Source organism: Bradyrhizobium sp. LM2.9 (assembly GCF_054056555.1).
Genome location: NZ_JBSRYJ010000002.1, coordinates 1,525,211 through 1,548,588 on the forward strand (window position 1 = coordinate 1,525,211; position 23,378 = coordinate 1,548,588).

A 23,378-nucleotide genomic window follows, 5' to 3' on the forward strand; every position below is an offset into this window, starting at 1 on the left:
TCGTTGGCGCGCGAAAGCGGTGGATGATCCGACTCCACGGGCGTGAGGTGGCACGCGCGTGGATCGAAAATGGTCTATGACAGTTTCATGACGGCCCGCTTGGGCTAGGCCATTATCCAACCGGTAGTCTCTCCCCCATGATGCGATTGTTTCGCGCTTTCCTGCCCAAGGAAGAACGGTTCTTCGACCTGTTCGACCGCCACGCCCAGACCGTGATTCAGGGCTCGATCGCGCTCCAGGGCATGCTCAACGGGGGCGCGGAGACGCCGGTCTATTGCCAGCGCGTCAACCAGTTCGAGAACGATGCCGACAACATCACCCGCGAGGTGCTGACGGCGGTGCGCCGCACCTTCATCACCCCGTTCGACCGCGGCGACATCAAGAACCTGATCACCTCGATGGACGACGCCATCGACCAGATGCAGCAGACCGCCAAGGCCGTGATGCTGTTCGAGGTTCGCATCTTCGAGCCGCCGATGCGCGAGATCGGCGTGCTCTTGGTGGAATGCGCCAATCTGGTCGGTCGCGCGTTGCCGCTGATGCAGGCGATCGGTCAGAACGTGGCCATGCTGACTGCGATCACGGAAGAATTGACCAAGCTCGAGGGGCGCGTCGACGATCTCCAGGATATCGGGCTGAAGGAACTATTCCTCAAGCATCGCGACGGCAACGCGATGGATTTCATCGTCGGCGCGGAGATCTACGACCATCTCGAGAAAGTCGCCGACCGCTTCGACGACGTCGCGAACGAGATCAACAGCATCGTCATCGAGCAAGTTTAGGGCAGGGGCCGCGCGGTGGATGTTGCGTTGGGTCTTCCCGTCCTGGTCGGACTGATCGCCGTCGCGCTGTTGTTCGACTTCCTGAACGGCCTGCATGACGCCGCCAATTCGATCGCGACCATCGTCTCGACCCGCGTGCTGCGGCCGCAATTCGCGGTGTTCTGGGCCGCGTTCTTCAATTTCGTCGCCTTCATGGTGTTCGGGCTGCACGTCGCCCAGACCATCGGCACCGGCATCATCGATCCCGCGATCGTGGATGCCCAGGTGATCTTCGCGGCGCTGGTCGGCGCCATCGTCTGGAACCTCGTGACATGGGCGCTCGGCATCCCATCGTCTTCGTCCCACGCATTGATCGGCGGTCTATTTGGTGCCGGCGTGGCCAAAGCCGGCCTTTCGGCGGCGGTCTGGAGCGGATTGTCCAAGACGGTGATCGCGATCGTGCTGTCTCCGCTCGTCGGCTTCCTGCTCGCGATGGTACTGGTTGCAATCGTCTCCTGGGCCTCGGTGCGCTCCACCCCCTTTGCCGTCGATCGCGCCTTCCGCATTCTGCAGTTCGCCTCTGCTTCGCTCTATTCGCTCGGCCATGGTGGCAATGACGCGCAGAAGACCATGGGCATCATCGCCGTGCTGCTCTATTCGCAGGGCCAACTTGGCGGCGAATTCTTCGTGCCCTTCTGGGTGGTGCTCTCCTGCCAGGCGGCCATGGCAATGGGCACGCTGATGGGTGGTTGGCGCATTGTCCGCACGATGGGATTGCGGATTACAAAACTGACCCCGATGCAGGGCTTTTGCGCCGAGACCGGCGGTGCCGCGACCCTGTTCATGGCGACCTTTCTCGGTGTTCCCGTCTCGACCACCCACACCATCACCGGCGCGATCGTCGGCGTCGGCGCCGCCCGCCGCCTCTCGGCGGTGCGCTGGAATGTCGCCAGCTCGATCGTCTATGCCTGGGTCATCACGATGCCGGCCTCCGCCATCGTCGCCGCGCTGACCTGGTGGGCAGTACAGATCTTCATCAGGTAACGAGCTTCAGCCCGACAATCCCGGCGACGATCAGCCCGATGCTGGCGAGGCGGAACGCGGTGGCCGGCTCGCCGAACAGGATGATGCCGAGCGTCGCGGTGCCGACCGCGCCGATGCCGGTCCAGACTGCATAAGCGGTTCCAATCGGCAGCGATTTGAGGGCAAGCCCAAGCAGGATAATGCTGCCGGCCATGGCCCCGAGCGTGAGGACAGACGGGACGAGCTTCGTAAATCCCTCGGTGTATTTGAGGCCGATCGCCCAGGCGATCTCCAGGAGACCGGCGACGAACAGGATGCTCCAGGCCATGGCGACCCTCCCTTCGAGGCAGGGTCGTCCCCGCGACTGGCGTGCTGATGGGCGGGAAGGCCGTCCTTCCCAAGCCCTGATCCAAGCCCGATATGGGGCTGGCCGGAAGGCACTGCAATCACCAAATGAGGCTTGATAAGGCTCATTTTCCCTGCCAAACGCTGCCGCAATGTCCGACATCGCCACCACAGCCGAATCGCCGGCCCGTTCCCCGCTTGCCGCTGAAGTGTCGCGGCGGCGGACCTTTGCGATCATTTCGCATCCGGACGCCGGCAAGACCACGCTGACCGAAAAGCTGCTGCTGTTCGGCGGCGCCATCAATCTGGCCGGCCAGGTCAAGGCCAAGGGCGAGCGGCGCAACACGCGTTCGGACTGGATGAAGATCGAGCGCGAGCGCGGCATCTCGGTCGTGACCTCGGTCATGACCTTCGAGTTCGAGGGCCTCGTGTTCAATCTGCTGGACACGCCGGGCCACGAGGACTTTTCGGAAGACACCTATCGCACGCTCACGGCTGTCGATTCCGCCGTCATGGTGATCGACGCGGCCAAGGGCATCGAGGCGCGCACCCGAAAGCTGTTCGAGGTGTGTCGTCTTCGGGACATCCCGATCATCACCTTCATCAATAAGATGGACCGCGAGAGCCGCGATGTCTTCGAGCTCCTCGACGAGATCGAGAAGACGCTGGCGCTCGACACCACGCCGATGACCTGGCCGGTCGGCCGCGGTCGCGAGTTCCTCGGTACCTACGACGTCGTCAATGGCGGCGTGCGCCTGCTCGAAGGCGGCGGCGCCAAGACCGGCGCGGCGCAGCAGATCGAGATTGCCGAGCTCGCCAAGCTCAATGCCAATCTCGATGTGTCAGCGGTCAAGGACGAGCTCGATCTCGTCACCGCGGCGTCAAAACCGTTCGAGCTCGAAGCGTTTCGCGAGGGCCATCTGACGCCGGTCTATTTCGGCAGTGCGCTGCGCAATTTCGGCGTCGGCGACCTGCTGCAAGGCCTCGGCATGTTCGCGCCCGAGCCGCGCGCGCAGGAGAGCGACCAGCGCAGGGTCGAAGCCACCGATCCGCGCATGAGCGCCTTCGTGTTCAAGATCCAGGCCAACATGGATCCGAATCACCGCGACCGCATCGCCTTTGCGCGTCTGTGCTCCGGCAAGCTCAGCCGCGGCATGAAGGCGAAGCTCGTGCGCACCGGCAAGAGCATGCCGCTGTCCAGCCCGCAATTCTTCTTCGCGCAGGACCGTTCGGTTGCGGACGAGGCTTATGCCGGCGACGTCGTCGGCATTCCCAATCATGGCACGCTGCGCATCGGCGACACGTTGACCGACGGTGAGGATTTTAACTTCGTCGGCGTGCCGAGCTTTGCGCCGGAAATCGTCCGCCGGGTGCGTCTCACCGATGCGATGAAGGCGAAGAAGCTGAAGGAAGCGCTTCAGCAGATGTCGGAAGAGGGCGTGGTGCAGGTGTTCCGCCCGCGCGACGGCGCACCCGCGCTGGTTGGCGTCGTCGGTGCGCTCCAGCTCGACGTGCTGAAGGCGCGGCTGGATGCGGAATATTCGCTGCCGGTCGAGTTCGAGGTGAGCGAGTTCCAGCTTGCGCGCTGGGTCTCCTCGGACGACCGCAAGAAGCTCGACACCTTCATCGCCGCCAACACATCCAGCATCGCCGACGATGTCGATGGCGATCCCGTGTATCTGGCGAGGAACGAGTTCTACCTCGGCTACACCCGGGAACGGGCCGAAGGCATTGAGTTCACCAACGTCAAGGACGTCAAGAAGAAGGGCTAGCGTGCGCGCAAACGGGTCGCGCGCGAGCACGTGAATGCGCGGGGACTTGACGTGTGCACTGACGATGCCACCTTTCTCCATGTGGCACTGTGAGCTCGCATGATGTGGCGCGGCATCCTTGTTTTCCTCCTGCTGGCGATCTCGACGATCGCCGCGGACGCGCGGCCCCGGCAGATCAACCCCATACCGTTTTCGCACGAGCCATGCAGCGTGCTCGACGGCAGGCCCTGCACGCCGTCCTATTGCAGCCCGCTCGAGCCTGGTCCCTGTATTCCCGAGATCGATTATCCCTACGGACAGAACCTCCAACTCACGATCCAAAGCGTACCGGCGGAGGCCGATCGCGCCAAATACCAAAAGCCCGATCACGATCTCGACAGACGATCGGCGATCTCTTCGCCGAGCTGCGCACCTGCTGGTCGCCGCCATCGGACAATGCGCGCGCGGGCATGCAGATGGCGGTGCGTTTCAGCTTCAACAAGGCGGGTGGCCTGATCGGTCCGCCGCGCCTGACCTTTGCGACCTCGGGCGTCCCCGCCGAGACTAGAACCACCTACCTCAATGCGATCAATTCATCGTTGAACGCTTGCCTGCCGCTGAAATTCACGGGCGGTCTTGGCGGTGCCCTCGCCGGGCGGCCGATCGCGATCCGGTATGTCGACAATCGCGAGATCGGCAAGTAGCGCATCAGTTGCGACCTGCCGCCAATCGATGATACGCCATGGGCTGGGGCACTGGTTGGGGAGAATCTCGTGGGTCTGCTGGTCATGATCCTGGGGCTTGCGCTGTTTTTCGCGGCCCATGTTTTCACGACGAAACGCGAGGCGCGCGCGCAGGCGATAGCGAGACTGGGCGAGGGGACCTACAAGATCCTTTACTCGCTTGTCTCGCTCGCGGGGCTCGCGCTGATCATCTGGGGCTTCGCCCACTACCGTGCGACCGGTTGGATCGACGTCTGGTATCCGCCGAAGGCACTGAAGCACATCACGCTCGCGCTGATGTTGCCCGCGGTCATCCTTGTGGTTGCGTCATATCTGCGCGGCCGCATCTATGCGACGCTGAAGCATCCGATGCTGGCCGGCATCAAGCTGTGGGCGGCGGCGCATCTGTTGGCCAATGGCGATCTCGGCTCCATCATCCTGTTCGGCTCCTTCCTAGGCTGGGCGGTGTACGATCGCATTACGCTGAAGCGTCGCACCGATGGTGGCGGCCCGCCGATTCCAGTGGGCGGCGTCACCAATGATCTGATCGCGGTCGCGGTCGGAATCGTCGCTTATCTGGCGCTGGCTTTTGCGTTCCATCCGGTCGTGATCGGTGTTCCCGTGATCGGCAGCTAGCCGATCAGCACAAGACAGGACCGGCATGCCCATGCGCGGAAGGTAACAAGAGCAACAAGCCAAGGGCATTCCGATGGACTGGTCGCAATCTCAGATCCCGCCGATGCGGTTCGAGGCGCGCTTCGGCGATCGGGTAGTGCCGGCATTTTGCGATCGGCCGTCGAGCCTGTGGGCGATGATTGCGGACGCCTGCGCCCGCAATGGCGACGGTGAAGCGCTGATCTCAGGCAATGTCCGGCTGAGCTGGGGGCAGGCCGCGGAGCAGGCCGCGCGGATCGCGGCCGGCTTTCGCAAGCTCGGACTGCAGCGTGGCGATCGTGTCGCGATCCTGCTCGGCAACCGCGTCGAATTTCCGCTGTTGCTGTTCGCTGCCGCTCATGAGGGGCTGGTCACGGTGCTGCTCGGCACGCGGCAGCAGAAGCCGGAAATCGCCTATGTGCTCGCCGACTGCGGCGCCAAGATCCTGATCCACGAGGCGGCACTTGCGGAGCGGCTGCCGGATGCGCGGGATGTGCCTGATGTGATCCACCGCATCGCGGTCGACAACGATCCGGCTCTGTCGCATTTCGCGGCGCTCGCCGACAACGCGCCGGCCCCGGCGCCGGTCGAGACCAGCGAGGAGGACACCGCGATGATCCTCTACACCTCGGGCACGACGGGCAAGCCGAAGGGCGCGATGCTGGCCCATTGCAACATCGTCCATTCCTCGATGATCTTTGTGTCCTGCCTGCAATTGACGCAGGCGGACCGTTCAATCGCGGCGGTGCCGCTCGGCCACGTCACCGGCGTCGTCGCCAACATCACGACGATGATCTGCTGCGGCGGCGCGCTGATCATCATGCCGGAATTCAAAGCCGCCGAATACCTCAAGCTCGCCGCGCGCGAGCGCGTCACCTACACGGTGATGGTGCCGGCGATGTACAATCTCTGCCTGCTCCAGCCCGATTTCGACAGCTATGATCTCTCAAGCTGGCGCATCGGTGGTTTTGGCGGCGCACCGATGCCGGTTGCCACCATCGAGAAGCTCAAGGCGATAATTCCCGGGCTCGAACTGACGAACTGCTACGGCGCGACCGAGACGACATCGCCGTCCACGATCATGCCTGGCGAGTTGACGGGAAGCCATATCGACAGCGTCGGCCTGCCGTGTCCGGGTGCGCGTATCCTGGCAATGGGGGCGGACGGGCATGAGCTGCCGCATGGCGAAATCGGCGAGCTCTGGATCCAGAGTGCCTCCGTCATCAAGGGCTATTGGAACAATCCGAAGGCCACGGCCGAAAGTTTTACCAGCGGGTTCTGGCATTCCGGCGATCTCGGCTCGGTCGACAACGAGGGATTTGTCCGGGTGTTCGACCGGCAGAAGGACATGATCAACCGTGGCGGCCTCAAGATCTATTCGGCCGAGGTCGAATCCGTGCTGGCCAGCCATCCCGCCGTGGTCGAAAGCGCGATCGTTGCCAAGACATGCCCGGTGCTGGGCGAACGCGTTCACGCGGTGGTGGTGACGCGCGCGCTGGTGGACAGCGAGGCCTTGCGCGCCTGGTGCGCGGAACGGCTGTCCGACTACAAGGTTCCCGAAACCATGGTGATCACCGCCGAGCCGTTGCCGCGCAATGCCAACGGCAAGGTGCTGAAGCGGCAGTTGCGGGAACTCGTGGGAACCTGAGGCCGGGCAGGTGGGTTTCTCTCGGGTTGTCCCGGGTGGTTAACGCCTTGATCGGGCTCGCTTTGCCTTGCCACCGCCATATCGTTAGGCTACCTCGCCGCCACGTGGGGACCGGGATTCCTGACGCGAACGCTTTGGCGCGCGCACCCGGACGGGCATGGGATTATCATAAGTGTCTGAATTATTTGACGAAGTCGACGAGGAAGTACGTCGCGAACAGCTCAAGAAGCTGTGGGATAAGTATTCGATCTTCTTCATCGCCCTGATGGTGCTGATCGTTGCCGCTGTAGGTGGCTGGCGCGGTTACCAATATCTGGAGGCCCAGAAGGCCGCCGAGGCCGGTGCCGCCTTCGAGAAGGCCGCTGAGCTGTCCGAGCAGGACAAGCACGCGGAGGCCGAAGCGGCCTTCACCGAGCTCGCCGCCAAGGCTCCGTCGGGCTATCGCACATTGGCGCGGCTGCGTGCGGCAGCCGAGACGGCGGCCCGCGATCCCAAGGCGGCCGCCAAGCTGTATGACGACATTGCCGCCGACCGCAGCGTGCGCGGTGAGTGGCAGGATCTGGCGAAGCTCCGCGCGGCCGGCCTCCTGCTCGACAGCGCCGGCTATGCCGACATGCAGCAGCGGCTGGAAGCCTCCGCCGCGCCCAAATCGACCTTCCGTCACAGTGCCCGCGAGATGCTGGCGCTGTCGGCCTGGCGCAACAACGACATGACTGCGGCCCGCAAATGGCTCGATGCGATCGCCGAGGACGGCGAAACGCCGCCCGGCCTGCGCTCACGCGCCGAGGCCCTCCAGGCCCTGCTGCCGCCCGTCGCCAAAAGCTGACGGCCCGAGAGCTGACACGAGATACCGATATGCGCCGCACGCCACGCTTGATCGCAGCCGCCGTCCTGATCGCCTTCACGGGCGTCCTGGGCGGTTGCTCCAGCTTCGATCCGAGCGACATGCTCGACTTCCTCGATACCAAGAAGAAGCTGCCGGGCGACCGCAAGCCGGTGTTCCCGGAAGGCGTGCCGGGCCTCGAGCAGGGCGTGCCGAAAGACATGTACAAGGGCGCCCAGCAACAGCCCGATCCGAACGCGCCTGCCGTTGCGGCCTTGCCTGTGGAGCCTCAGCCCGAGCCGGCCAAGCCGGCGAAGGGAGCCAAGGCGAAAAAGACCAGGCAGCCGGCCGCCGCAGCAGTCGCGCCGGCTGAGGCGCCCGCCGGCGAAGTCGATGGCGAGGCCCAGCCGGAGGCGGCGCCCGCGGCCGCTCCGCCGCCCAGGCAGAAGATCGTGCGCAAGCGCACCACCGCGCCGCCGCCCGATCAACCCGTCCAGCAGGCGCAACCGACCCAGACCACCCAGCAGCAATCGCAGGGCGCCTTCCCGGCGCCGATGCCGAGCGGCAGCTTCTCGCGCTAATTGCTTCATTTCATTGACAGGCGCAGCTCCGGCAGCGCACGAATGACCGATGTCCTATACAATTGCCATTATCGGCCGACCCAATGTCGGCAAGTCGACGCTGTTCAACCGCCTAGTCGGGCAGAAGCTCGCGCTCGTCGATGACCTGCCGGGCGTCACCCGCGACCGCCGCGAGGGTGAAGCGAGGCTCGGCGACCTCGAGTTCACCATCATCGATACCGCAGGGCTCGACGAGGGCGCCAAGGGCTCGCTGACCGCGCGCATGCAGGAGCAGACGGAGGCAGCGATCGCACAGGCCGACGCGCTGTTCTTCGTGATCGATGCCCGTATCGGCCTCACGCCCAACGATCGCGCCTTCGCCGATTTCGCCCGCAAGGCCAACAAGCCGGTGCTGCTCGTCGCCAACAAGAGCGAGGGCAAGCATGGCGACGTCGGCGCGATGGAGTCCTTCGCGCTCGGCCTCGGCGATCCGATCCAGGTCTCGGCCGAGCACGGCGAGGGCATGGGTGAGCTCTACGATGCTCTGCGCCCGCTGATGCCGGAGCCGGTGGAGGACGATGAACTCGAAGACGACGAGCCGCTGACCGAGGAAGAGGCCGCCACGCGTCCGATCCGGGTCGCCATCGTCGGCCGGCCCAACGCCGGCAAGTCGACGATGATCAATCATCTGCTCGGCGAGGAGCGCCTGCTGACGAGCGCGGAGGCCGGCACTACGCGCGATTCCATCGCGGTCGAGATCAACTGGAAGGGCCGCGATTTTCGCGTGTTCGACACCGCGGGTCTGCGCCGGCGCTCGCGGATCGAGGAGAAGCTCGAAAAGCTCTCCGTCGCCGACGCACTGCGCGCGGTGCGCTTTGCCGAAGTCGTCGTGATGATGATGGATGCGCAGAACCGCTTCGAGGAGCAGGATCTTCGCATCGCCGACCTGATCGAGCGCGAGGGCCGCGCTGTCGTGCTCGCCGTCAACAAATGGGACCTGATGGAGAGCAAGGGCGGCGGCGCGATCTCCGGCCTGCGCCGGGATGCCGACCATTTGCTGCCGCAGGTCAGGGGCGTGCCGATCGTCGCCGTCTCCGGTCTGATGGGCGAGGGCATTGACCGCCTGATGCAAGCGATCCAGGACGCCTACGCGCTCTGGAACAAACGCGTGTCGACATCATCGCTGAACCGCTGGTTCGAAGAGGCAGTCCAGGCGAATCCGCCGCCCGCCGTATCCGGCCGCAGGCTGAAGCTGAATTACATCACGCAGACCAAGGCCCGCCCGCCGAGCTTCGTGCTGTTCTGCTCGCGCGCGGACGCGGTGCCTCAGTCGTATATGCGCTACCTCACCAATTCGATGCGTGAGGCCTTCGAATTGCCGGGCACGCCGGTGCGCATCACCTTGCGCGAGAAGGCCAATCCCTTCGCCCACAAGCGCAAGCGGCTGTCGTGAGCGACGATGCCGGCGAGGCGATGGCGCAGAGCGCTGCGCCAGGTCCGGCGCGGTGCGGTCGCCTTCATCTTCGTCACCATCCTGCTCGACATGCTCGCGCTCGGCGTGATCATGCCGATCCTGCCAAAGCTGATCGAGAGCTTCGTCGACAACGACACGGCGCACGCGGCCCGCATCTTCGGCCTGTTCGGCACTGCCTGGGCGCTGATGCAGTTCGTGTTCTCGCCGGTGCTCGGCGCGCTGTCGGATCGATTCGGGCGGCGGCCGGTGGTGCTGCTGTCGAATTTCGGGCTCGCGGCCGACTATGTGCTGATGGCGCTGGCGCCGTCGCTGGTCTGGCTGTTCGTCGGTCGCGTCATTTCCGGCATCACCTCGGCCAGTATCTCGACCGCCTTTGCCTATATTGCCGACATCACGCCGCCGGAGCGGCGCGCGGCGGTCTTCGGCAGGATTGGCGCTGCCTTCGGCGCCGGTTTCGTGCTGGGCCCGGCGCTGGGCGGTCTGCTCGGCGACATCGATCCGCGCCTGCCGTTCTGGGCCTCGGCAGCCCTGAGCCTTGCCAATGCACTCTATGGGCTGTTCGTGCTGCCGGAATCGCTGGCGCCGGAGAAGCGCTCGCCGTTCCACTGGACCAGCGCCAATCCGGTCGGCGCGCTGCGCCTGCTGCGTTCCAACGCGGTGCTCGCTGCGTTGTCCGTCGTCAACTTCATCGCGCAGGTCGCGCATGTCGTGCTGCCCTCGACCTTCGTGCTCTATGCCACCTATCGCTACGGCTGGGATTCGAAAACCGTGGGACTGACGCTGGCGATGGTCGGCATCTGCGCCATGGTGGTGCAGGGGCTCGCGATCGGCCCAATCGTGCGCGTGCTCGGCGAGCGGAACGCGTTGTTGATGGGCCTGTGCTGTGGCGCGGTCGGCTTCGTGATCTTCGGCGCGGCGCCGACCGGGCCGCTGTTCTGGCTCGGTATTCCCGTGATGTCGCTGTGGGGAATCTCGGGTGCCGCCATGCAGTCGCTGATGACGCGGCTCGTCGCGCCCCATCAGCAGGGACAGTTGCAGGGTGCGACCGCGAGCGTGCAAAGCGTGTCGCAGCTCGTCGGCCCGTTCCTGTTTACGCTGACGTTTTCATATTTCATCGGCGCCAGCGCGCCGTGGCAACTGCCCGGCGCGCCGTTCCTGCTCGCGGCGGTGCTGATGGTGGTGTGCGTGGCGATCGCGGTGCGGGCGCTGGCAGCGACGAAGACGGTCTCGTAGGGTGGGCAAAAGCGCTCTTGTGCCGTTCCCACCATCCTTCCTCGGTCTCGAAAGAAACGGTGGGCACGCTCCGCTTTGCCCACCCTACGGCAGCTTTTCCGGAGCCAATAACGTAAATGCCCGGGACATCCAGCGCGAAGACGCGCTTCGCGCTTTTGCCCGGGCATGACGTCGTTGAGAATTTGCGTGACCGCTACGCGGTTACTTCTTCACCAGCGGGCACTCGCTGTCCTTGAGCGGCTTGGCCGCGTCTTCCGCCGAGATCGTGGCGATCTGCTTGTAATAGTCCCACGGCCCCTTCGACTCCTCGGGCTTCTTCACCTCGAACAGATAGGCGGGGATGAGGCGGCGGCCGTCGGCGCGCAGCGGGCCCTTGCCGAACAGCGGGTCGTCGGTCGGAAGCTCCTTCATCTTGGCGACAACCTTGGCGCCGTCATGCGGATTGCCGCCGAGCGCGTCCATTGCCTTGAGATAGTGCAGCACCATCGCGTAGTTGCCGGCCTGAGTCATCGACGGCATCGCGTTCTTGCTGGACAGTGCGGCGAAGCGCTTCGACCAGGCACGGGTCTGGTCGTTCATGTCCCAGTAAAAGGACTCGGTGAAGGTGAGGCCCTGCGCAGTCTTGAGTCCCAGCGAATGCACGTCGTTGATGAACAGCAGCAGTGCCGCGAGCTTCTGACCGCCGGCGACGATGCCGAATTCGGCCGCTTGCTTGATCGCGTTCGTGGTGTCGCCGCCGGCGTTGGCGAGGCCCACCACCTTGGCTTTGGACGATTGCGCCTGCAGCAGGAATGACGAGAAGTCCGAGCTGTTGATCGGATGCTTGACGCTGCCGAGCACCTTGCCGCCATTCGCGGTCACCACGGCCGTGGTGTCGCGTTCCAGCGCGTGACCAAAAGCATAATCGGCGGTAAGAAAGAACCAGGTGTCGCCGCCTGCCTTGGTCAGCGCCTTGCCGGTGCCGTTGGCGAGCATGTAGGTGTCGTAAGTATAGGAGATCGTGTTCGGCGTGCAGGCCTTGCCGGTCAGGTCGGCTGAAGCGGCGCCGGAATTCAGCAGCACTGCGTTCTTTTCCTTGACGAGGTTGCTGACCGCCAGCGCCACGCCGGAGTTCGGTGTATCGGCGATCGCATCGACCTTCTCGTTGTCGATCCACTGCCGGGCGATATTGACGCCGACGTCGGGCTTGTTCTGGTGATCGCCGCTCAGCACGTCGATCTTCCAGCCCTTCTTGAGCAGCCCGGAATCCTCGACCGCCATCTTGATCGCGACCACAGAGTTCGGGCCGCCGATGTCGGCATAGAGGCTCGACATGTCGTTCAACACGCCGATCTTTACTGTCTTGTCCTGCGCGTATGCGGACGTTGCAAAACCGAAGGCGGCACAGGCCAGAAGCGCCGCAGACCGGCGCGTTAACGTCATCGTCATAAAAGGTTTCCTCCATTGTCGAACATGCGGACAGCCCTCTTGAATGGGAGCCTTTTCCGGCTGATGGCTCTACCGTGTCCCACGGCCGGCGGCAATGCGCCTAAAGCCGGATGGCGCTGCGTCGTAGCGTCATCCGTCGGTTAACTTTTGGGCAAAATGCGTCGAGACGCTATTTCAGCGCGTCCGACGTCAGCTTGAATTTCTGGATGCGCTTTCCGGTGTCGACCTCGGCGGTATAGACGTTACCCTTGGCGTCGACTGCCATGGCATGCACCCAGTGGAATTGTCCGGCATTGCGGCCGTTGTGCCCAAAGCTGCCGACCACGCTGCCGTCCTCGCGCCTGATGACCCTGATCTCGTTGTTTTCGCCGTCGGCGCTGAGCAGCCAGGTCTGCTTCGGATCGGGCCAGATCGCGATGTCCCACACGGCGCCGTTGCCGAGCGTGTTCTTTTCGAAGAAGAACTCCTTTACGAAGGTGCCGTCCTTCTTGAAGACCTGGATGCGGTTGTTGATGCGGTCGCAGACGTAGACGAGCCCGTCATTGGCGAGCTTCACGCAATGGACGGGGTTGCCGAACTGCTGGGACACTGGCGCCTTGGGATCATACGCCGCCTGCTTGGTGTCATCGGGCTTGTTGCCGTAGGCGCCCCAGTGCCGCTTGTAGGCGAGGGTGGTTGCGTCGAACACGATGACGCGTCGGTTGCCATAGCCGTCGGCGACGTAGATCTCGTTCGCCTCCTTGTCGATCGCGGTCTCGGCGGGCTTGCCGAGCTGCGTCGTGTCGTTGCTGCCGAGGCTCGGCGCGATCTTGCCGATCTGGGCGACGAACTTGCCGTCGAGCGTGAACTTCAGGATCGCGTTGTCATTGTCGGCATTGCCGCCGACCCAGACGAAGCCGCGCTCGTCGACCTCGATGCCATGCTCGCGGCCGACCCATTCATAGCCTTCACCGGCACCGCCCCATGATCGTAGTAGGTTGCCGTCGGTGTCGAATTCGAGCACCGGCGGTGCTGAAACGCAGCATTTGGAACGTGGCGGGTTGAGGCTCGCGCCTTTCTCGTCATCGGTGAGCGAGCGCGGGCGATGGATGACCCAGATGTGGCCCTGCCAGTCGACGGTGATGCCGCCGACCTGGCCGAGGATCCAGTTGTTCGGCAGCGGCTTTGGCCAGGAGGAATCGACCGCGAAGGTCGGGACTTCGCCGGCGGTCGCGGTGCCCGGAAGCGCGAATGCGATGGCCGCGATCAGGATGGAAAAGGCGTGAGAGACATTTGCGAGCGCACGCGTAACACCTGCGCGATCATGCCGTGGCGCCATGGCGACCTCCCTTTATCGGCTTGCGGCTTGCTGCCGCTTGAGTGCGGGCAGTCAATCGCGGGGAGGCCGTCAAGTCAATCAGGCCGGCGAGCGGAAGCTCATCAGGCTGCGGGATTTGTAATCGTAGAACTTGCCGGTCTCGGTCCAGTCCGGCGCGCACATCGGCACGATGAATTCGGCGACCTGCTCGGACGTTTCCAGCGTTGCCGGGTCTTCGCCCGGCATCAGCGTGGCACGCATGCGGGTGCGGACCGGGCCGGGATTGAACAGATTGATGCGCAGCTTCGTATTTGCGGTCTCCTGCGCCCAGGCGCGCGCCAGCGTTTCCAGCGCGGCCTTGGAGGCGGCGTAGGGGCTGACATAGGCGGTGGCCTTGTTGGCCGCGCCCGAGGTGATGAACACCGCGCGGCCCGCGTCGGATTGCTTGAGCAGCGGCTCCATGCAGCGGATCAGCTGGAAGTTCGCGGAGACGTTGACGGCCATCACGTCGTTGAAAGCCTTCAGCTCGATATGACCGACCGGCGAGGACGGGCCGAGCACGCTCCGGCATTGCCGACGAGGATGTCGAGCTTGCCGTAGCGTTCGTGCAGGCCGGCGCCGAGCCGCGCGATGCCGTCGGAATCGGTGAGGTTGAGCGGCACCAGCGTTGCGCTGCCGCCGTCATTGCGGATCTCGTCGTCGAGCTCTTCCAGCCCGCCCTGCGTGCGCGCCACAGCCACGATATGCGCGCCGGCCCTCGCGAGCGCCTTGGCCGTGGCGAAGCCGATGCCGCGCGAGGCGCCGGTGACGAGAGCGATGCGGTTGGCGAGGGGATTTGTCATTGAAAGGTTCTATCCAGCGTCGTCCTGACGAAAGCCAGGACCCATACGCCGTGACGTTTATGGCTAGGGAAGATGATTGTCACACCTTCTTCGAACCAGAGAGGCCTGTGGTAATGGGTCCTGGCTTTCGCCAGGACGACCAGCCTAGCTCGCCTCCGCCAGCAGCGACAATTGTCGTGGTTGCTGCTCGGTCTGGGTCTGATCGGTGAGGTGGGTCGGATACGCCCCGGTGAAGCAGTGATCTGAGAATTTTGGATTGGCGGGGTCGCGGCCGGGCTCGCCCATCGCGCGGTACATGCCGTCGATCGACAGGAAGGCGAGCGAGTCCGCGCCCATGATCTCGCGCATCTCCTCCAGCGAATGCGTCGCGGCCAGCAGGCCGCCGCGGTCCGGCAGGTCAATGCCGTAATAGTCGGGATAGAGGATCGGCGGCGAGGCGAGGCGGAAATGCACTTCCTTGGCGCCCGCGTCGCGCATCATGCGCACGATCTTCTTCGAGGTGGTGCCGCGCACCAGCGAGTCGTCGATCAGGATGATGCGCTTGCCTTCGATCGCGGCGCGGTTGGCCGAATGCTTCATGCGCACGCCGGATTCGCGGATCGCCTGCGTCGGCTGGATGAAGGTGCGGCCGACATAATGGTTGCGGATGATACCGAGCTCGAACGGCACGCCGGAATGCTGGCTGTAGCCGACCGCGGCGGGCACGCCGGAATCCGGCACCGGCACGACGACGTCGACCGGGACGTGGCTCTCACGCGCGAGTTGCGCGCCGAAAGCTTTGCGCACCTCGTAGACCGAGCGGCCGTGAACGATGGAATCGGGACGGGAGAAGTAGATGTATTCGAAGATGCAGGGACGCGGCGCGATCGGCGGGAACGGCTTGTGAATGTCCTTCCCGTTCTCGTCGAACACGATGACCTCACCGGGCTCGATGTCGCGGACGAAGCGCGCGCCGATGATGTCGAGTGCGCAGGTCTCCGAGGTCAGGATCGGGCAGCCGTCGAGGTCGCCGAGCACCAGCGGACGGATGCCGCGCGGATCGCGCGCGCCGACCAGCTTCTTGTTGGTCAGCGAGACCAGCGCATAGGCGCCCTCGATCTCGCGCAACGCGTCGACATAGCGCTCGATGAAGCGGCTGCGCCTGGAGCGCGCGACCAGATGCAGGATCACTTCGGTGTCGGTGGTCGACTGCATCATTGCGCCGCTCTTCACCAGCTCGCGGCGCAGTGTCAGGCCGTTGGTGAGGTTACCGTTGTGGGCGACCGCAAGGCCGCCGGCATTCAATTCAGCGAACAGGGGCTGCACGTTGCGCAGGATGGTCGCGCCGGTGGTGGAATAGCGGACATGGCCGACCGCCATGTTGCCGGGCAGGCGGTCGATCACCTCGCGGCGGGAAAAAGTGTCGCCGACGAGGCCGAGGCGGCGTTCGGAATGAAAGCGGCTGCCGTCATAGGAGACGATGCCGGCGGCTTCCTGACCGCGGTGCTGAAGGGCATGGAGGCCGAGCGCCGTGATGGCGGCGGCATCGGGGTGGCCATAGATGCCGAAGACGCCGCATTCCTCGCGCAGCGTATCCCCTTCCAGATCGTCCTGAAGCTCTAGCGCGGCCGGGCCGAGATCAAGTAGGGCGTCCTGGTCAGGATTTCGCATCTCGTCCGAGCCTCTCTTTAGGGCTTAATCAACGCGCCGCGGGTTTCTCGATCAGCTTTTTAAGGCCGTCACGAGCCGGTTTGCTGTATCCGTCGCCATTGCCCGAAGGCTGCTGCTCGGAATCAGTCTGCTCATCATCTGGTTTGTTTTTCTTGAATCTCTTCAAGATGGTGTTCTCGGGGTCGTCAGGCAAGAGGGCCATCAGCCAATCGCCGGTTCCCTGGAGCACAACGCGGGACTTGGCCCCCGTGACCCAGTCCGGGCGCTGCTTGTCCGGCACCAGCCAGGTGAAGAACAGGAAGGCGACCACGACGATCAAAAGCCCGCGAGCCAGCCCGAACAGGAAGCCGAGGGTGCGGTCCAGCGCGCCGATGCGCGAATCGAGGATCATGTCGGAGATCCGGACCGTGATCACGGAGACCACGACCAGAGTGCCAACGAACACGCCGGCGACCACGACCACGCTCGCGACGGTATCGTTGTTGAAATAGGTCTTGGCGGTCGGCAGCAGCTTCGAGAATGAATAAAGGGTGACGATCGCCGCCGTGCCCCACGCCGCGATCGACAGGATTTCGCGCATGAAACCGCGAACCATCGCGAGCAGGCCCGAGATCAGCATCACACCGAGCAGGATCAGGTCGAGGATGGTTACTGGCATCGGCTGGTCTGGTCCGCTCGTACTTCAAAGGTGCTCAGCGAATCGGTGTTTGCCGCCGCCCTAAGTGAGGGCCAGACGACGTTTCCGGCAAGGCCGCAACCACGCAATCCCATGCTGCTTTTGTGACGGCTGTATAGCGGCGGGGACGGGGAACGTCACCTCCGCCTAACCCTCTCCACGGCGGAATCTTGCCGGTGTGGCATTTTTCTCTGCCGGCGCGCTCGAGTCGCCCCGGCGGGAGCCGCGGGCGGCGATTTCGGCGACCAATGTCGTCAGGCTGTTGATCGCGTTCAGCGATAGTCCGGCATCGCCGCTGGCTTCGCCCCGGGCCGATTCGGGCAGCACGGCGCGCTGAAAGCCGAGTTTTGCCGCTTCCTTCAGCCGGGCCGGGGTCTGCGCCACCGGGCGGACCACGCCGGACAGCGAGATCTCGCCGAAATAGACCGCATCGGTGGGTAATTGCGCATTAACCAGAGAGGACACGAGCGCGGCCGCGGCGGCGAGATCGGCCGCCGGCTCGTGGATGCGCAGCCCGCCCGCAACGTTCAGATAGACGTCGTGGCCGGACAGCTTGACCCCGCAATGGGCCTCCAGCACCGCCAGCACCATCGACAGCCGGCTCGGATCCCAGCCGACCACGGCCCGGCGCGGGGTGCCGAGCGACGTCGGGGCCACCAGCGCCTGCAATTCGACCAGGACGGGCCTGGTGCCCTCGATGCCCGCGAAGACTGCGGTGCCGGGCGTGCCGAGATCGCGCTCGGACAGGAACAGCTCCGAGGGGTTGGTGACCTCGCGCAGGCCGAGCCCGGTCATCTCGAACACGCCGATCTCGTCGGTCGGCCCGAAACGGTTCTTCACGGCGCGCAGGATGCGGAATTGCTGCGAGCCTTCGCCCTCGAACGACAGCACGGCATCGACCATGTGCTCGACCACGCGGGGGCCGGCAATCTGGCCATCCTTGGTGACATGGCCGACCAGAATGATAGCCGCGCCGGTCTTCTTGGCGAACCGGATCAGCGCCTGCGCCGAGGCGCGCACCTGGGTGACCGTGCCGGGCGCGGATTCCACCGTGTCGGTCCACATGGTCTGGATCGAATCGATCACGATGAGCCGCGGCACCGCACCTTCCGACAGCGTCGAGACGATGTCCTCGACCGATGTCTCGGCGGCGAGCTGCACCGGCGCGTCCGATAGCCCGAGCCGCTCCGCGCGCAGCCGCACCTGCGCGACCGCCTCTTCGCCCGAGATGTAGACGATGCGATGCCCGGCGCGTGCCATCAGGCTGGTTGCTTGTGTCAGCAGCGTCGACTTGCCGATGCCGGGATCGCCGCCTACCAGAAGCACCGAGCCGCGGACGAAACCGCCGCCGGTGACGCGGTCGAGCTCCGTCATGCCTGAGGACAGACGCGGGGCATCCTGGGTTTTTCCGGACAGGCTTTCGAGCGCGAACGTCCGGCCCTTGCGCTTGGAGCGGATCGACACCGGTACGCTGCCGGTCGCGTCCTCCTCGGCGAGCGTATTCCATTCGCCGCAGGACTCGCACTTGCCCTGCCAGCGGTTATAGGCCGCGCCGCAGTTCTGACAGACGAAGGAAAGCGTGTTCTTGGCCATGGGGACAGCGAGTCCAAGGGTTGCAGGTTTGCTGATAGCACGGAATGACGGGTCGAGAGAGCAGACCGGCCGAATCCCGAATATCGCAATTCAGCGCGCCTGATACACGCTTTGTTAGCTCTGTGTCGCCGCACCGCCGCGCTAAAAGCTCAAGACCTGGCTCGGCGACATCACGACGGATCTTCGGACGGCGGGCGCGCGGATGGCCAATGCCCAGATCGGTGCGGCGCGTGCCGATCGAGCGCGCCGAGCAGGCCAAGGCCATGCGCGAGATGGGCGTGACGCTCGGGCAGGGCTTTCTCTATCGTCGGCCGCAGCCGCTCGCGGCCGTGTTGCTATGGCTCGAGGAACAACCGGCCCAAGAGAGCCGCGCCCTCAAGGATAGCCCGTCGATCGCGCCCGAATTTGCCGCCTGAGCGCAGCGCGGCTACGGCTGCGCCGCATTCCACAGCATGGAAAGGCCGGCCGCGATCATGATCGCGTCCATCACCACGCGGAACATTTCGGGCTTCAGATGCAGCACGAAGCGCTTGGCGATGAAGGCGCCGGCCATCAACGAAGATCCTGCGACCAGGCCTTTGACGAACACATCGCCGGTGAGCGCGCCGAAACGTTCGAAGGTCACGGACTTTGCGAAATAGAGGCCGAGCGAAGAAGCCGCCTCGGTGGCAAGGAAGGCGCCCCTGGACAAGCCGTAGAACAAAAACAGCGGGACGCTGAGCGGGCCGGTGGAGACGACGATGCCGGTAAGATAGCCGATGAGGGCCCCGCCGATGGCGAGATGCCAGAGATCGGCCTTGAGATCGTGCCGCGCCAGCCAGTGCCGCACCGGCACCATCGCGATCAGAAAGAGGCCGATGGCAAGATCGACGGTGTGCGGGGGCAGCGCCAGCAGCGTCCGCGCGCCGAGCACCGCGGCCGGAACGCCCGTGACCGAATAGGCCGCGCAGGCGCGCCAGTCCACTTCGCGCCACCAGGCCAAAATCCGCGAAAAATTCGCCATCACCGCGGCGACTGCCATGATCGGCACCGCTTCCTTCGGCCCATAGGCATAGACCAGCACCGGCATCAGCATGATCGACGACCCCGTGCCGACGATGCCCGAGATGGTGCCGGCGACGAGACCGACGGTGAGGACGAAGAGGAAGGCCAAGGGAACTGCTCCGGGAATCGGAGCAGTGTAGCCGCGGAACGATGTCAGGCGAGAGAGGGAATCGCGGCCCGCATCGGCATGCCGGCCTGCGCGCCGCGCGTGAGGCACTTTTGGGCTGCCGCGTCGCATCCGACCTGGAGGGCGGTTTGCAATGGTGCCTTCTCGCTCAACATGGCCGCGAATGCGCCGACAAAAGTGTCGCCGGCGCCGGTCGTGTCCACCGGCGTGATGCGCGGGGCAGGGGCGCGCAGGCGGGTGTCATCGGCCGTGACGGCCAGCGCGCCTTGCGCACCGGCCGTGACGATGCACGTGAGGTCGCCGGTCCCGGCGAGGTCGGCGGCTGCCGATTCGTAATCGGATGAAGCGAAGCCTATGGCCGCGGCGGCGTCCATCGCCTCATGCTCATTGACGAGGAGATAGTCGGTCACGGCGAGAAGCGCTGCAACCATATCGCGCGTCATCTGCTCCGGGACCGGCGCCAGGTTCCAAATGACGGTGCCGAATTCCGCTCTCGTCCTGCGTGCGGCCTCGAGCGCCTGCGCAAAAGGCACCTCCATCTGAAGCACCAGCACCGTGTCGGGACCGAATAGCTCCGCAGGGAGGTCACCGGCGCTCGCGGTCATGTTGGCGCCGCTGGCCACCGTGATCGCATTCTCGCCGGCATGGTCGACCGTGATGAAGGCGCAGCCGGTCGGCTCATCCGATCTGACGACGAGATCGGCATCAACATTGTTTGCCCGGAGGTTCTCGATCGCGCGATCGCCGAATCCGTCCCGTCCGATGCGGCCGGCCATCCGGACCTGTCCCGGTCCTGCGATCCGCGCGGCGGCCACGGCCTGATTGGCGCCCTTGCCGCCGAAATGCGTCTGGTAGGACGGCGCGAGCACCGTTCGGCCCGGCCCGGGAATGACCGGGACCGCCGCGACCAGATCGATATTGAGCGATCCGAACACCAGGATCATGGCGGTGAGGTCCGTCAGCCTTGCTCGTCCATGACGCGCAGCTTTTCCACGCGGCGGCGGAAATCCTCGTCGGTGGAGAATTCGGCGGAGAGGTACGACGAGACGAGATCCACGGCGAGCCAGGCGCCGACGATCTGCGCGCCGATGCACATGACGTTGACGTCGTCATGCTCGACGCTCTGATGGGTCGGAATGGACGTCGTGGCAGACCGCGGCGCGGATGCCCTTCATCTTGTTGGCCGCGATCGAGGCACCGACGCCGGTGCCGCACACCATAATGCCGCGTGTGGCTTCGCCCGACGTCACCTTCTGGGCGACTGCGCGCGCGATGTCGGGAAAGTCCACCGGCTTGTCGTCATGGGAGCCGACGTCGAGAACGTCGTGGCCGAGGCTGCGGATGTGGTCGATAACGGTCTGCTTGAGCGGCCAGCCGGCGTGGTCTGATCCGATGACGAGACGCATGTGATGTCCTTCTTGATTTTGCATGGGTCGTGACAGCCGCAAGCGGCTGCCACGATTTTCCGTAGTTTCAGCTACGCATGTCGGGCGGCAGATCGACGCCGTGGAATTTCTTGTAGATCGCGTTGAGCTTGCCGTTCTTGACGTTCTCGGTGATCCACGCGTTGAGCTTGTCCATCAGGCGCTGCTCGCCCTTCTTCAGGCCAATAGCGAGGTCGAAGGTAGCAAGCGGAATCTTGGACTCGAAGATGCGGGCCGGATTCTTCACCCCGATCTGGTTGATGATCGTCGCGGAGGTGCCGACGCAATCGACCTGGCCGGAGACCGCCGCCGTCACTTCCGTGGCGTCGTCGTCATAGCGGGCGATCTTCAGTTCCTTGTCCTTCATGTTCGACAAGGTGGTGTCCTGCGTGGTGCCGCGCGAGACGCCGATCGTCTTGTCCTTCAGGTCGGGCCAGTCCTTGACGTTGAGCGACTTGAGGCAGCCGACGTCGGATTGCAGCGTCGCGTAGCGCTTGGTGAAGTCGATCACCTTGGCGCGCTCGGGCGTCACCGAGAGCGTCGAAATGATGATGTCGGCCTTGCCGGTCAGGACGTTGGGGATGCGCGTTGCGCCGGTGGTCTGGATGAATTCGAGCTCGAATCCCCAGTCCTTGGCAAGCAGCTGCGCCACTTCGACGTCGGAGCCGGTCGGCTTCATGCTGGCATCCATCATGCCCGAGGGCGGAATGGCGACGTCCGTCGAGATGCGGATCTTCTTCGCCTGCATGATCTCGTCGAGCAAATCGGCCGCCGACGCCGGGCCGGCTGCGATCAACATGAGACAACACGCCGAAACGGCTGCGCCCAGAAATGTCCTCTTTGTCATCCTTGGTTCTCCTCTCCCTGTTATGATTTCAAGTTTCCTGTACCGACGAATTGCGTCAGCTCCGGCGTCGTTGGCGACGTCAGGATCGAGGCGGGTCCGGTCTCATGAACCTTGCCGCGATGCATGAAGACGATCCGGTCGGCGATGCCCTTGGCAAAACCCATCTCGTGGGTGACCATCACCATGGTCATGCCGTCCGCCGCCAACTGTTCGATCACCTTCAGCACTTCGCCGGTGAGCTCGGGATCGAGCGCGGAGGTGACTTCGTCGAACAGCATGACTTTCGGCTGCATTGCGAGCGAGCGGGCGATCGCCGCGCGCTGCTGCTGGCCGCCCGAAAGCTGCTCGGGGTAGGCGTGCAGCTTCTCCTCTAGCCCGACCTGCGCAAGCACTTTTCGCGCCAGGTCTTTGGCCTCGCTTGTGGCAAGGCTCTTCACGGCGCAGGGGGCGAGCGTGATATTCTGCTCGATCGTGAGATGGGGAAACAGATTGTAGCTCTGGAAGACGATGCCGACGTCCTGGCGTAGCGCGCGCAGATCGACGTCCGGACGGTCGACCCGGTGACCGCACACCACGATCTCGCCGCCGTCGACCTTCTCGAAGCGGTCGATGCAGCGAAGCGCCGTGCTCTTGCCGGAGCCGGAACGGCCAATCAGCGCCAGCACCTCGCCGCGCTCGACGGAAAAGGAGACGCCATCGAGGACCCGGAGCGGGCCAAAGCTCTTCTGCACGTCGCGAAGCGACACGACCGGTTCGGAGGAGGTGGGTTTTTGTTGCATGTCAGGCTGGCGCGAGGTTGGACCTGCCACGCCCCATCCGCCGTTCCAGCCTCTGGCTGAACAGGGAGAGGGGATAGCACATGGCGAAGTAGGTGACGGCGATGATGGCGTAGATGGCAAACGGCTCGAACAGGGAGTTGTTGACGATCTGGCCCGAGCGCATCAGCTCGACGAATCCGACGACGGAGGCGAGCGAGGTGTTCTTGACGATCTGCACCATGAAGCCGACGGTGGGCGGCGTGGCGATGCGGATCGCCTGCGGCAGGATCACCTTCATCATGCGCTGGGTGCGGCTCAGCGCGAGGCCCTCGGCAGCCTCCCATTGCGGCTTCGGCACGGACTGGATGCAGCCGCGCCAGATCTCGCCGAGATAAGCGGCGACATAGAGCGTGAGCGAGGCGCCGGCGGCCGCGAGCGGCGAGACCTTGAGGCCGATGGCGGCAAGGCCGAAATAGCCGAGGAACAGGATGACAAGCAGCGGTGTGCCCTGAATGAGCTGGACATAAACGGCACTGGCGATCCGCACAGATTTGAGCGGCGAGATTCGCGCCAGCGCGATCACGAAGCCGACGATGCCGCCGCCGATCAGCGCGATCACCGATAGACCAATGGTCCACAACGCGCCCTGACCGAGGAATATCAGATGGTTGATGTTGAGATGTCCACCCATGGTCATC

Annotated in this window: 20 protein-coding genes and 4 pseudogenes; 11 read left to right on the top strand and 13 right to left on the bottom strand. The window is 64.5% G+C overall.

What is annotated here, in order from left to right; genetic code table 11:
• The first annotated feature begins 137 nt into the window (after positions 1–137).
• Positions 138–782 carry a DUF47 domain-containing protein gene (locus ACVWW3_RS08575; RefSeq protein WP_354103656.1) on the top strand — a complete coding sequence of 215 codons (645 nt, stop codon included), beginning with the start codon at positions 138–140 and terminating at the stop codon, positions 780–782.
• A 15-nt stretch (positions 783–797) separates the two neighbouring features.
• Positions 798–1,805, top strand: coding sequence for an inorganic phosphate transporter (locus tag ACVWW3_RS08580; protein WP_247346195.1), 1,008 nt, complete (start codon positions 798–800; stop codon positions 1,803–1,805).
• Here ACVWW3_RS08580 and sugE read toward each other — a convergent pair.
• A complete protein-coding gene (gene sugE, locus ACVWW3_RS08585; RefSeq protein WP_247346198.1) occupies positions 1,798–2,112 on the bottom strand; it encodes a quaternary ammonium compound efflux SMR transporter SugE in 315 nt (104 codons plus the stop codon). The genes ACVWW3_RS08580 and sugE overlap by 8 nt on opposite strands.
• Before the next feature lie 169 nt (positions 2,113–2,281).
• Here sugE and ACVWW3_RS08590 point away from each other — a divergent pair, with 169 nt between their 5' ends.
• From ACVWW3_RS08590 to ACVWW3_RS08625, 8 genes and pseudogenes are all read left to right on the top strand, one after another.
• The gene (locus ACVWW3_RS08590; protein WP_354103655.1) at positions 2,282–3,901 is read left to right on the top strand and encodes a peptide chain release factor 3; all 1,620 of its coding nucleotides are present in this window, start codon (positions 2,282–2,284) and stop codon (positions 3,899–3,901) included.
• A 102-nt stretch (positions 3,902–4,003) separates the two neighbouring features.
• Positions 4,004–4,584, top strand: a pseudogene (locus tag ACVWW3_RS08595) (hypothetical protein).
• A gap of 69 nt (positions 4,585–4,653) precedes the next feature.
• Positions 4,654–5,238, top strand: a complete 585-nt coding sequence (locus tag ACVWW3_RS08600; protein ID WP_247446959.1) for an NnrU family protein — start codon at positions 4,654–4,656, stop codon at positions 5,236–5,238.
• Between the two features lie 73 nt (positions 5,239–5,311).
• Positions 5,312–6,904: a class I adenylate-forming enzyme family protein gene (locus ACVWW3_RS08605; RefSeq protein ID WP_456650325.1), complete on the top strand. Its 1,593-nt coding sequence runs from the start codon at positions 5,312–5,314 to the stop codon at positions 6,902–6,904.
• Between the two features lie 172 nt (positions 6,905–7,076).
• A complete protein-coding gene (locus tag ACVWW3_RS08610) occupies positions 7,077–7,730 on the top strand; it encodes a tetratricopeptide repeat protein (RefSeq protein WP_247446961.1) in 654 nt (217 codons plus the stop codon).
• A 29-nt stretch (positions 7,731–7,759) separates the two neighbouring features.
• On the top strand, positions 7,760–8,308 hold the full coding sequence (locus tag ACVWW3_RS08615; RefSeq protein ID WP_247446962.1) for a hypothetical protein: 549 nt from the start codon (positions 7,760–7,762) through the stop codon (positions 8,306–8,308).
• A 49-nt stretch (positions 8,309–8,357) separates the two neighbouring features.
• On the top strand, positions 8,358–9,740 hold the full coding sequence (gene der, locus ACVWW3_RS08620; protein WP_247446963.1) for a ribosome biogenesis GTPase Der: 1,383 nt from the start codon (positions 8,358–8,360) through the stop codon (positions 9,738–9,740).
• Positions 9,737–10,994 (top strand): annotated as a pseudogene (locus ACVWW3_RS08625) (TCR/Tet family MFS transporter). The gene der and the pseudogene ACVWW3_RS08625 overlap by 4 nt, the downstream one beginning before the upstream one ends.
• A 201-nt stretch (positions 10,995–11,195) precedes the next feature.
• Here the strand turns inward: ACVWW3_RS08625 and ACVWW3_RS08630 are convergent.
• From ACVWW3_RS08630 to radA, 6 genes and pseudogenes are all read right to left on the bottom strand, one after another.
• The gene (locus tag ACVWW3_RS08630; protein ID WP_247446965.1) at positions 11,196–12,422 is read right to left on the bottom strand and encodes an ABC transporter substrate-binding protein; all 1,227 of its coding nucleotides are present in this window, start codon (positions 12,420–12,422) and stop codon (positions 11,196–11,198) included.
• A 169-nt stretch (positions 12,423–12,591) separates the two neighbouring features.
• Positions 12,592–13,740, bottom strand: coding sequence for a hypothetical protein (locus ACVWW3_RS08635; protein WP_456650324.1), 1,149 nt, complete (start codon positions 13,738–13,740; stop codon positions 12,592–12,594).
• A gap of 78 nt (positions 13,741–13,818) precedes the next feature.
• Positions 13,819–14,561, bottom strand: a pseudogene (locus tag ACVWW3_RS08640) (SDR family NAD(P)-dependent oxidoreductase).
• A gap of 144 nt (positions 14,562–14,705) precedes the next feature.
• Positions 14,706–16,211, bottom strand: a complete 1,506-nt coding sequence (gene purF / locus ACVWW3_RS08645) for an amidophosphoribosyltransferase (RefSeq protein WP_247346233.1) — start codon at positions 16,209–16,211, stop codon at positions 14,706–14,708.
• Between the two features lie 28 nt (positions 16,212–16,239).
• On the bottom strand, positions 16,240–16,869 hold the full coding sequence (locus ACVWW3_RS08650) for a CvpA family protein (protein ID WP_247346236.1): 630 nt from the start codon (positions 16,867–16,869) through the stop codon (positions 16,240–16,242).
• A gap of 165 nt (positions 16,870–17,034) precedes the next feature.
• Entirely contained in the window at positions 17,035–18,480 is a 1,446-nt protein-coding gene (gene radA / locus ACVWW3_RS08655) for a DNA repair protein RadA (protein ID WP_354046902.1), read from the bottom strand.
• A 209-nt stretch (positions 18,481–18,689) separates the two neighbouring features.
• Between radA and ACVWW3_RS08660 the strand changes: the two genes are divergently transcribed.
• A complete protein-coding gene (locus tag ACVWW3_RS08660) occupies positions 18,690–18,896 on the top strand; it encodes a hypothetical protein (protein WP_456650322.1) in 207 nt (68 codons plus the stop codon).
• Positions 18,897–18,907: 11 nt separating this feature from the next.
• Here ACVWW3_RS08660 and ACVWW3_RS08665 read toward each other — a convergent pair whose 3' ends face one another.
• The 6 genes and pseudogenes from ACVWW3_RS08665 to ACVWW3_RS08690 form a co-directional block, all read right to left on the bottom strand.
• On the bottom strand, positions 18,908–19,633 hold the full coding sequence (locus tag ACVWW3_RS08665) for a sulfite exporter TauE/SafE family protein (protein ID WP_456652044.1): 726 nt from the start codon (positions 19,631–19,633) through the stop codon (positions 18,908–18,910).
• A 44-nt stretch (positions 19,634–19,677) separates the two neighbouring features.
• Positions 19,678–20,595: a ribokinase gene (locus tag ACVWW3_RS08670; protein WP_456671934.1), complete on the bottom strand. Its 918-nt coding sequence runs from the start codon at positions 20,593–20,595 to the stop codon at positions 19,678–19,680.
• A gap of 14 nt (positions 20,596–20,609) precedes the next feature.
• Positions 20,610–21,057, bottom strand: a pseudogene (gene rpiB / locus ACVWW3_RS08675) (ribose 5-phosphate isomerase B).
• A 67-nt stretch (positions 21,058–21,124) separates the two neighbouring features.
• A complete protein-coding gene (locus ACVWW3_RS08680) occupies positions 21,125–21,922 on the bottom strand; it encodes a transporter substrate-binding domain-containing protein (protein WP_247346253.1) in 798 nt (265 codons plus the stop codon).
• A 20-nt stretch (positions 21,923–21,942) separates the two neighbouring features.
• Positions 21,943–22,701 carry an amino acid ABC transporter ATP-binding protein gene (locus tag ACVWW3_RS08685; protein ID WP_456650321.1) on the bottom strand — a complete coding sequence of 253 codons (759 nt, stop codon included), beginning with the start codon at positions 22,699–22,701 and terminating at the stop codon, positions 21,943–21,945.
• A gap of 1 nt (position 22,702) precedes the next feature.
• Complete coding sequence (locus ACVWW3_RS08690; protein WP_247446971.1) at positions 22,703–23,371, bottom strand: amino acid ABC transporter permease; 669 nt, start codon at positions 23,369–23,371, stop codon at positions 22,703–22,705.
• Positions 23,372–23,378: the final 7 nt, after the last annotated feature.

What these genes read in the sequence shown, in the direction of transcription:
- ACVWW3_RS08650 (WP_247346236.1), bottom strand. Translation starts at nt 16,869, where the DNA reads ATGCCAGTAACCATCCTCGACCTGATCCTGCTCGGTGTGATGCTGATC.
- ACVWW3_RS08615 (WP_247446962.1), top strand. Translation starts at nt 7,760, where the DNA reads ATGCGCCGCACGCCACGCTTGATCGCAGCCGCCGTCCTGATCGCCTTC.
- ACVWW3_RS08685 (WP_456650321.1), bottom strand. Translation starts at nt 22,701, where the DNA reads ATGCAACAAAAACCCACCTCCTCCGAACCGGTCGTGTCGCTTCGCGAC.
- der (WP_247446963.1), top strand. Translation starts at nt 8,358, where the DNA reads ATGTCCTATACAATTGCCATTATCGGCCGACCCAATGTCGGCAAGTCG.
- ACVWW3_RS08575 (WP_354103656.1), top strand. Translation starts at nt 138, where the DNA reads ATGATGCGATTGTTTCGCGCTTTCCTGCCCAAGGAAGAACGGTTCTTC.
- ACVWW3_RS08605 (WP_456650325.1), top strand. Translation starts at nt 5,312, where the DNA reads ATGGACTGGTCGCAATCTCAGATCCCGCCGATGCGGTTCGAGGCGCGC.
- ACVWW3_RS08690 (WP_247446971.1), bottom strand. Translation starts at nt 23,371, where the DNA reads ATGGGTGGACATCTCAACATCAACCATCTGATATTCCTCGGTCAGGGC.
- ACVWW3_RS08590 (WP_354103655.1), top strand. Translation starts at nt 2,282, where the DNA reads ATGTCCGACATCGCCACCACAGCCGAATCGCCGGCCCGTTCCCCGCTT.
- ACVWW3_RS08660 (WP_456650322.1), top strand. Translation starts at nt 18,690, where the DNA reads ATGCCCAGATCGGTGCGGCGCGTGCCGATCGAGCGCGCCGAGCAGGCC.
- ACVWW3_RS08670 (WP_456671934.1), bottom strand. Translation starts at nt 20,595, where the DNA reads ATGATCCTGGTGTTCGGATCGCTCAATATCGATCTGGTCGCGGCGGTC.
- radA (WP_354046902.1), bottom strand. Translation starts at nt 18,480, where the DNA reads ATGGCCAAGAACACGCTTTCCTTCGTCTGTCAGAACTGCGGCGCGGCC.
- sugE (WP_247346198.1), bottom strand. Translation starts at nt 2,112, where the DNA reads ATGGCCTGGAGCATCCTGTTCGTCGCCGGTCTCCTGGAGATCGCCTGG.
- ACVWW3_RS08680 (WP_247346253.1), bottom strand. Translation starts at nt 21,922, where the DNA reads ATGACAAAGAGGACATTTCTGGGCGCAGCCGTTTCGGCGTGTTGTCTC.
- ACVWW3_RS08635 (WP_456650324.1), bottom strand. Translation starts at nt 13,740, where the DNA reads ATGGCGCCACGGCATGATCGCGCAGGTGTTACGCGTGCGCTCGCAAAT.
- ACVWW3_RS08630 (WP_247446965.1), bottom strand. Translation starts at nt 12,422, where the DNA reads ATGACGATGACGTTAACGCGCCGGTCTGCGGCGCTTCTGGCCTGTGCC.
- purF (WP_247346233.1), bottom strand. Translation starts at nt 16,211, where the DNA reads ATGCGAAATCCTGACCAGGACGCCCTACTTGATCTCGGCCCGGCCGCG.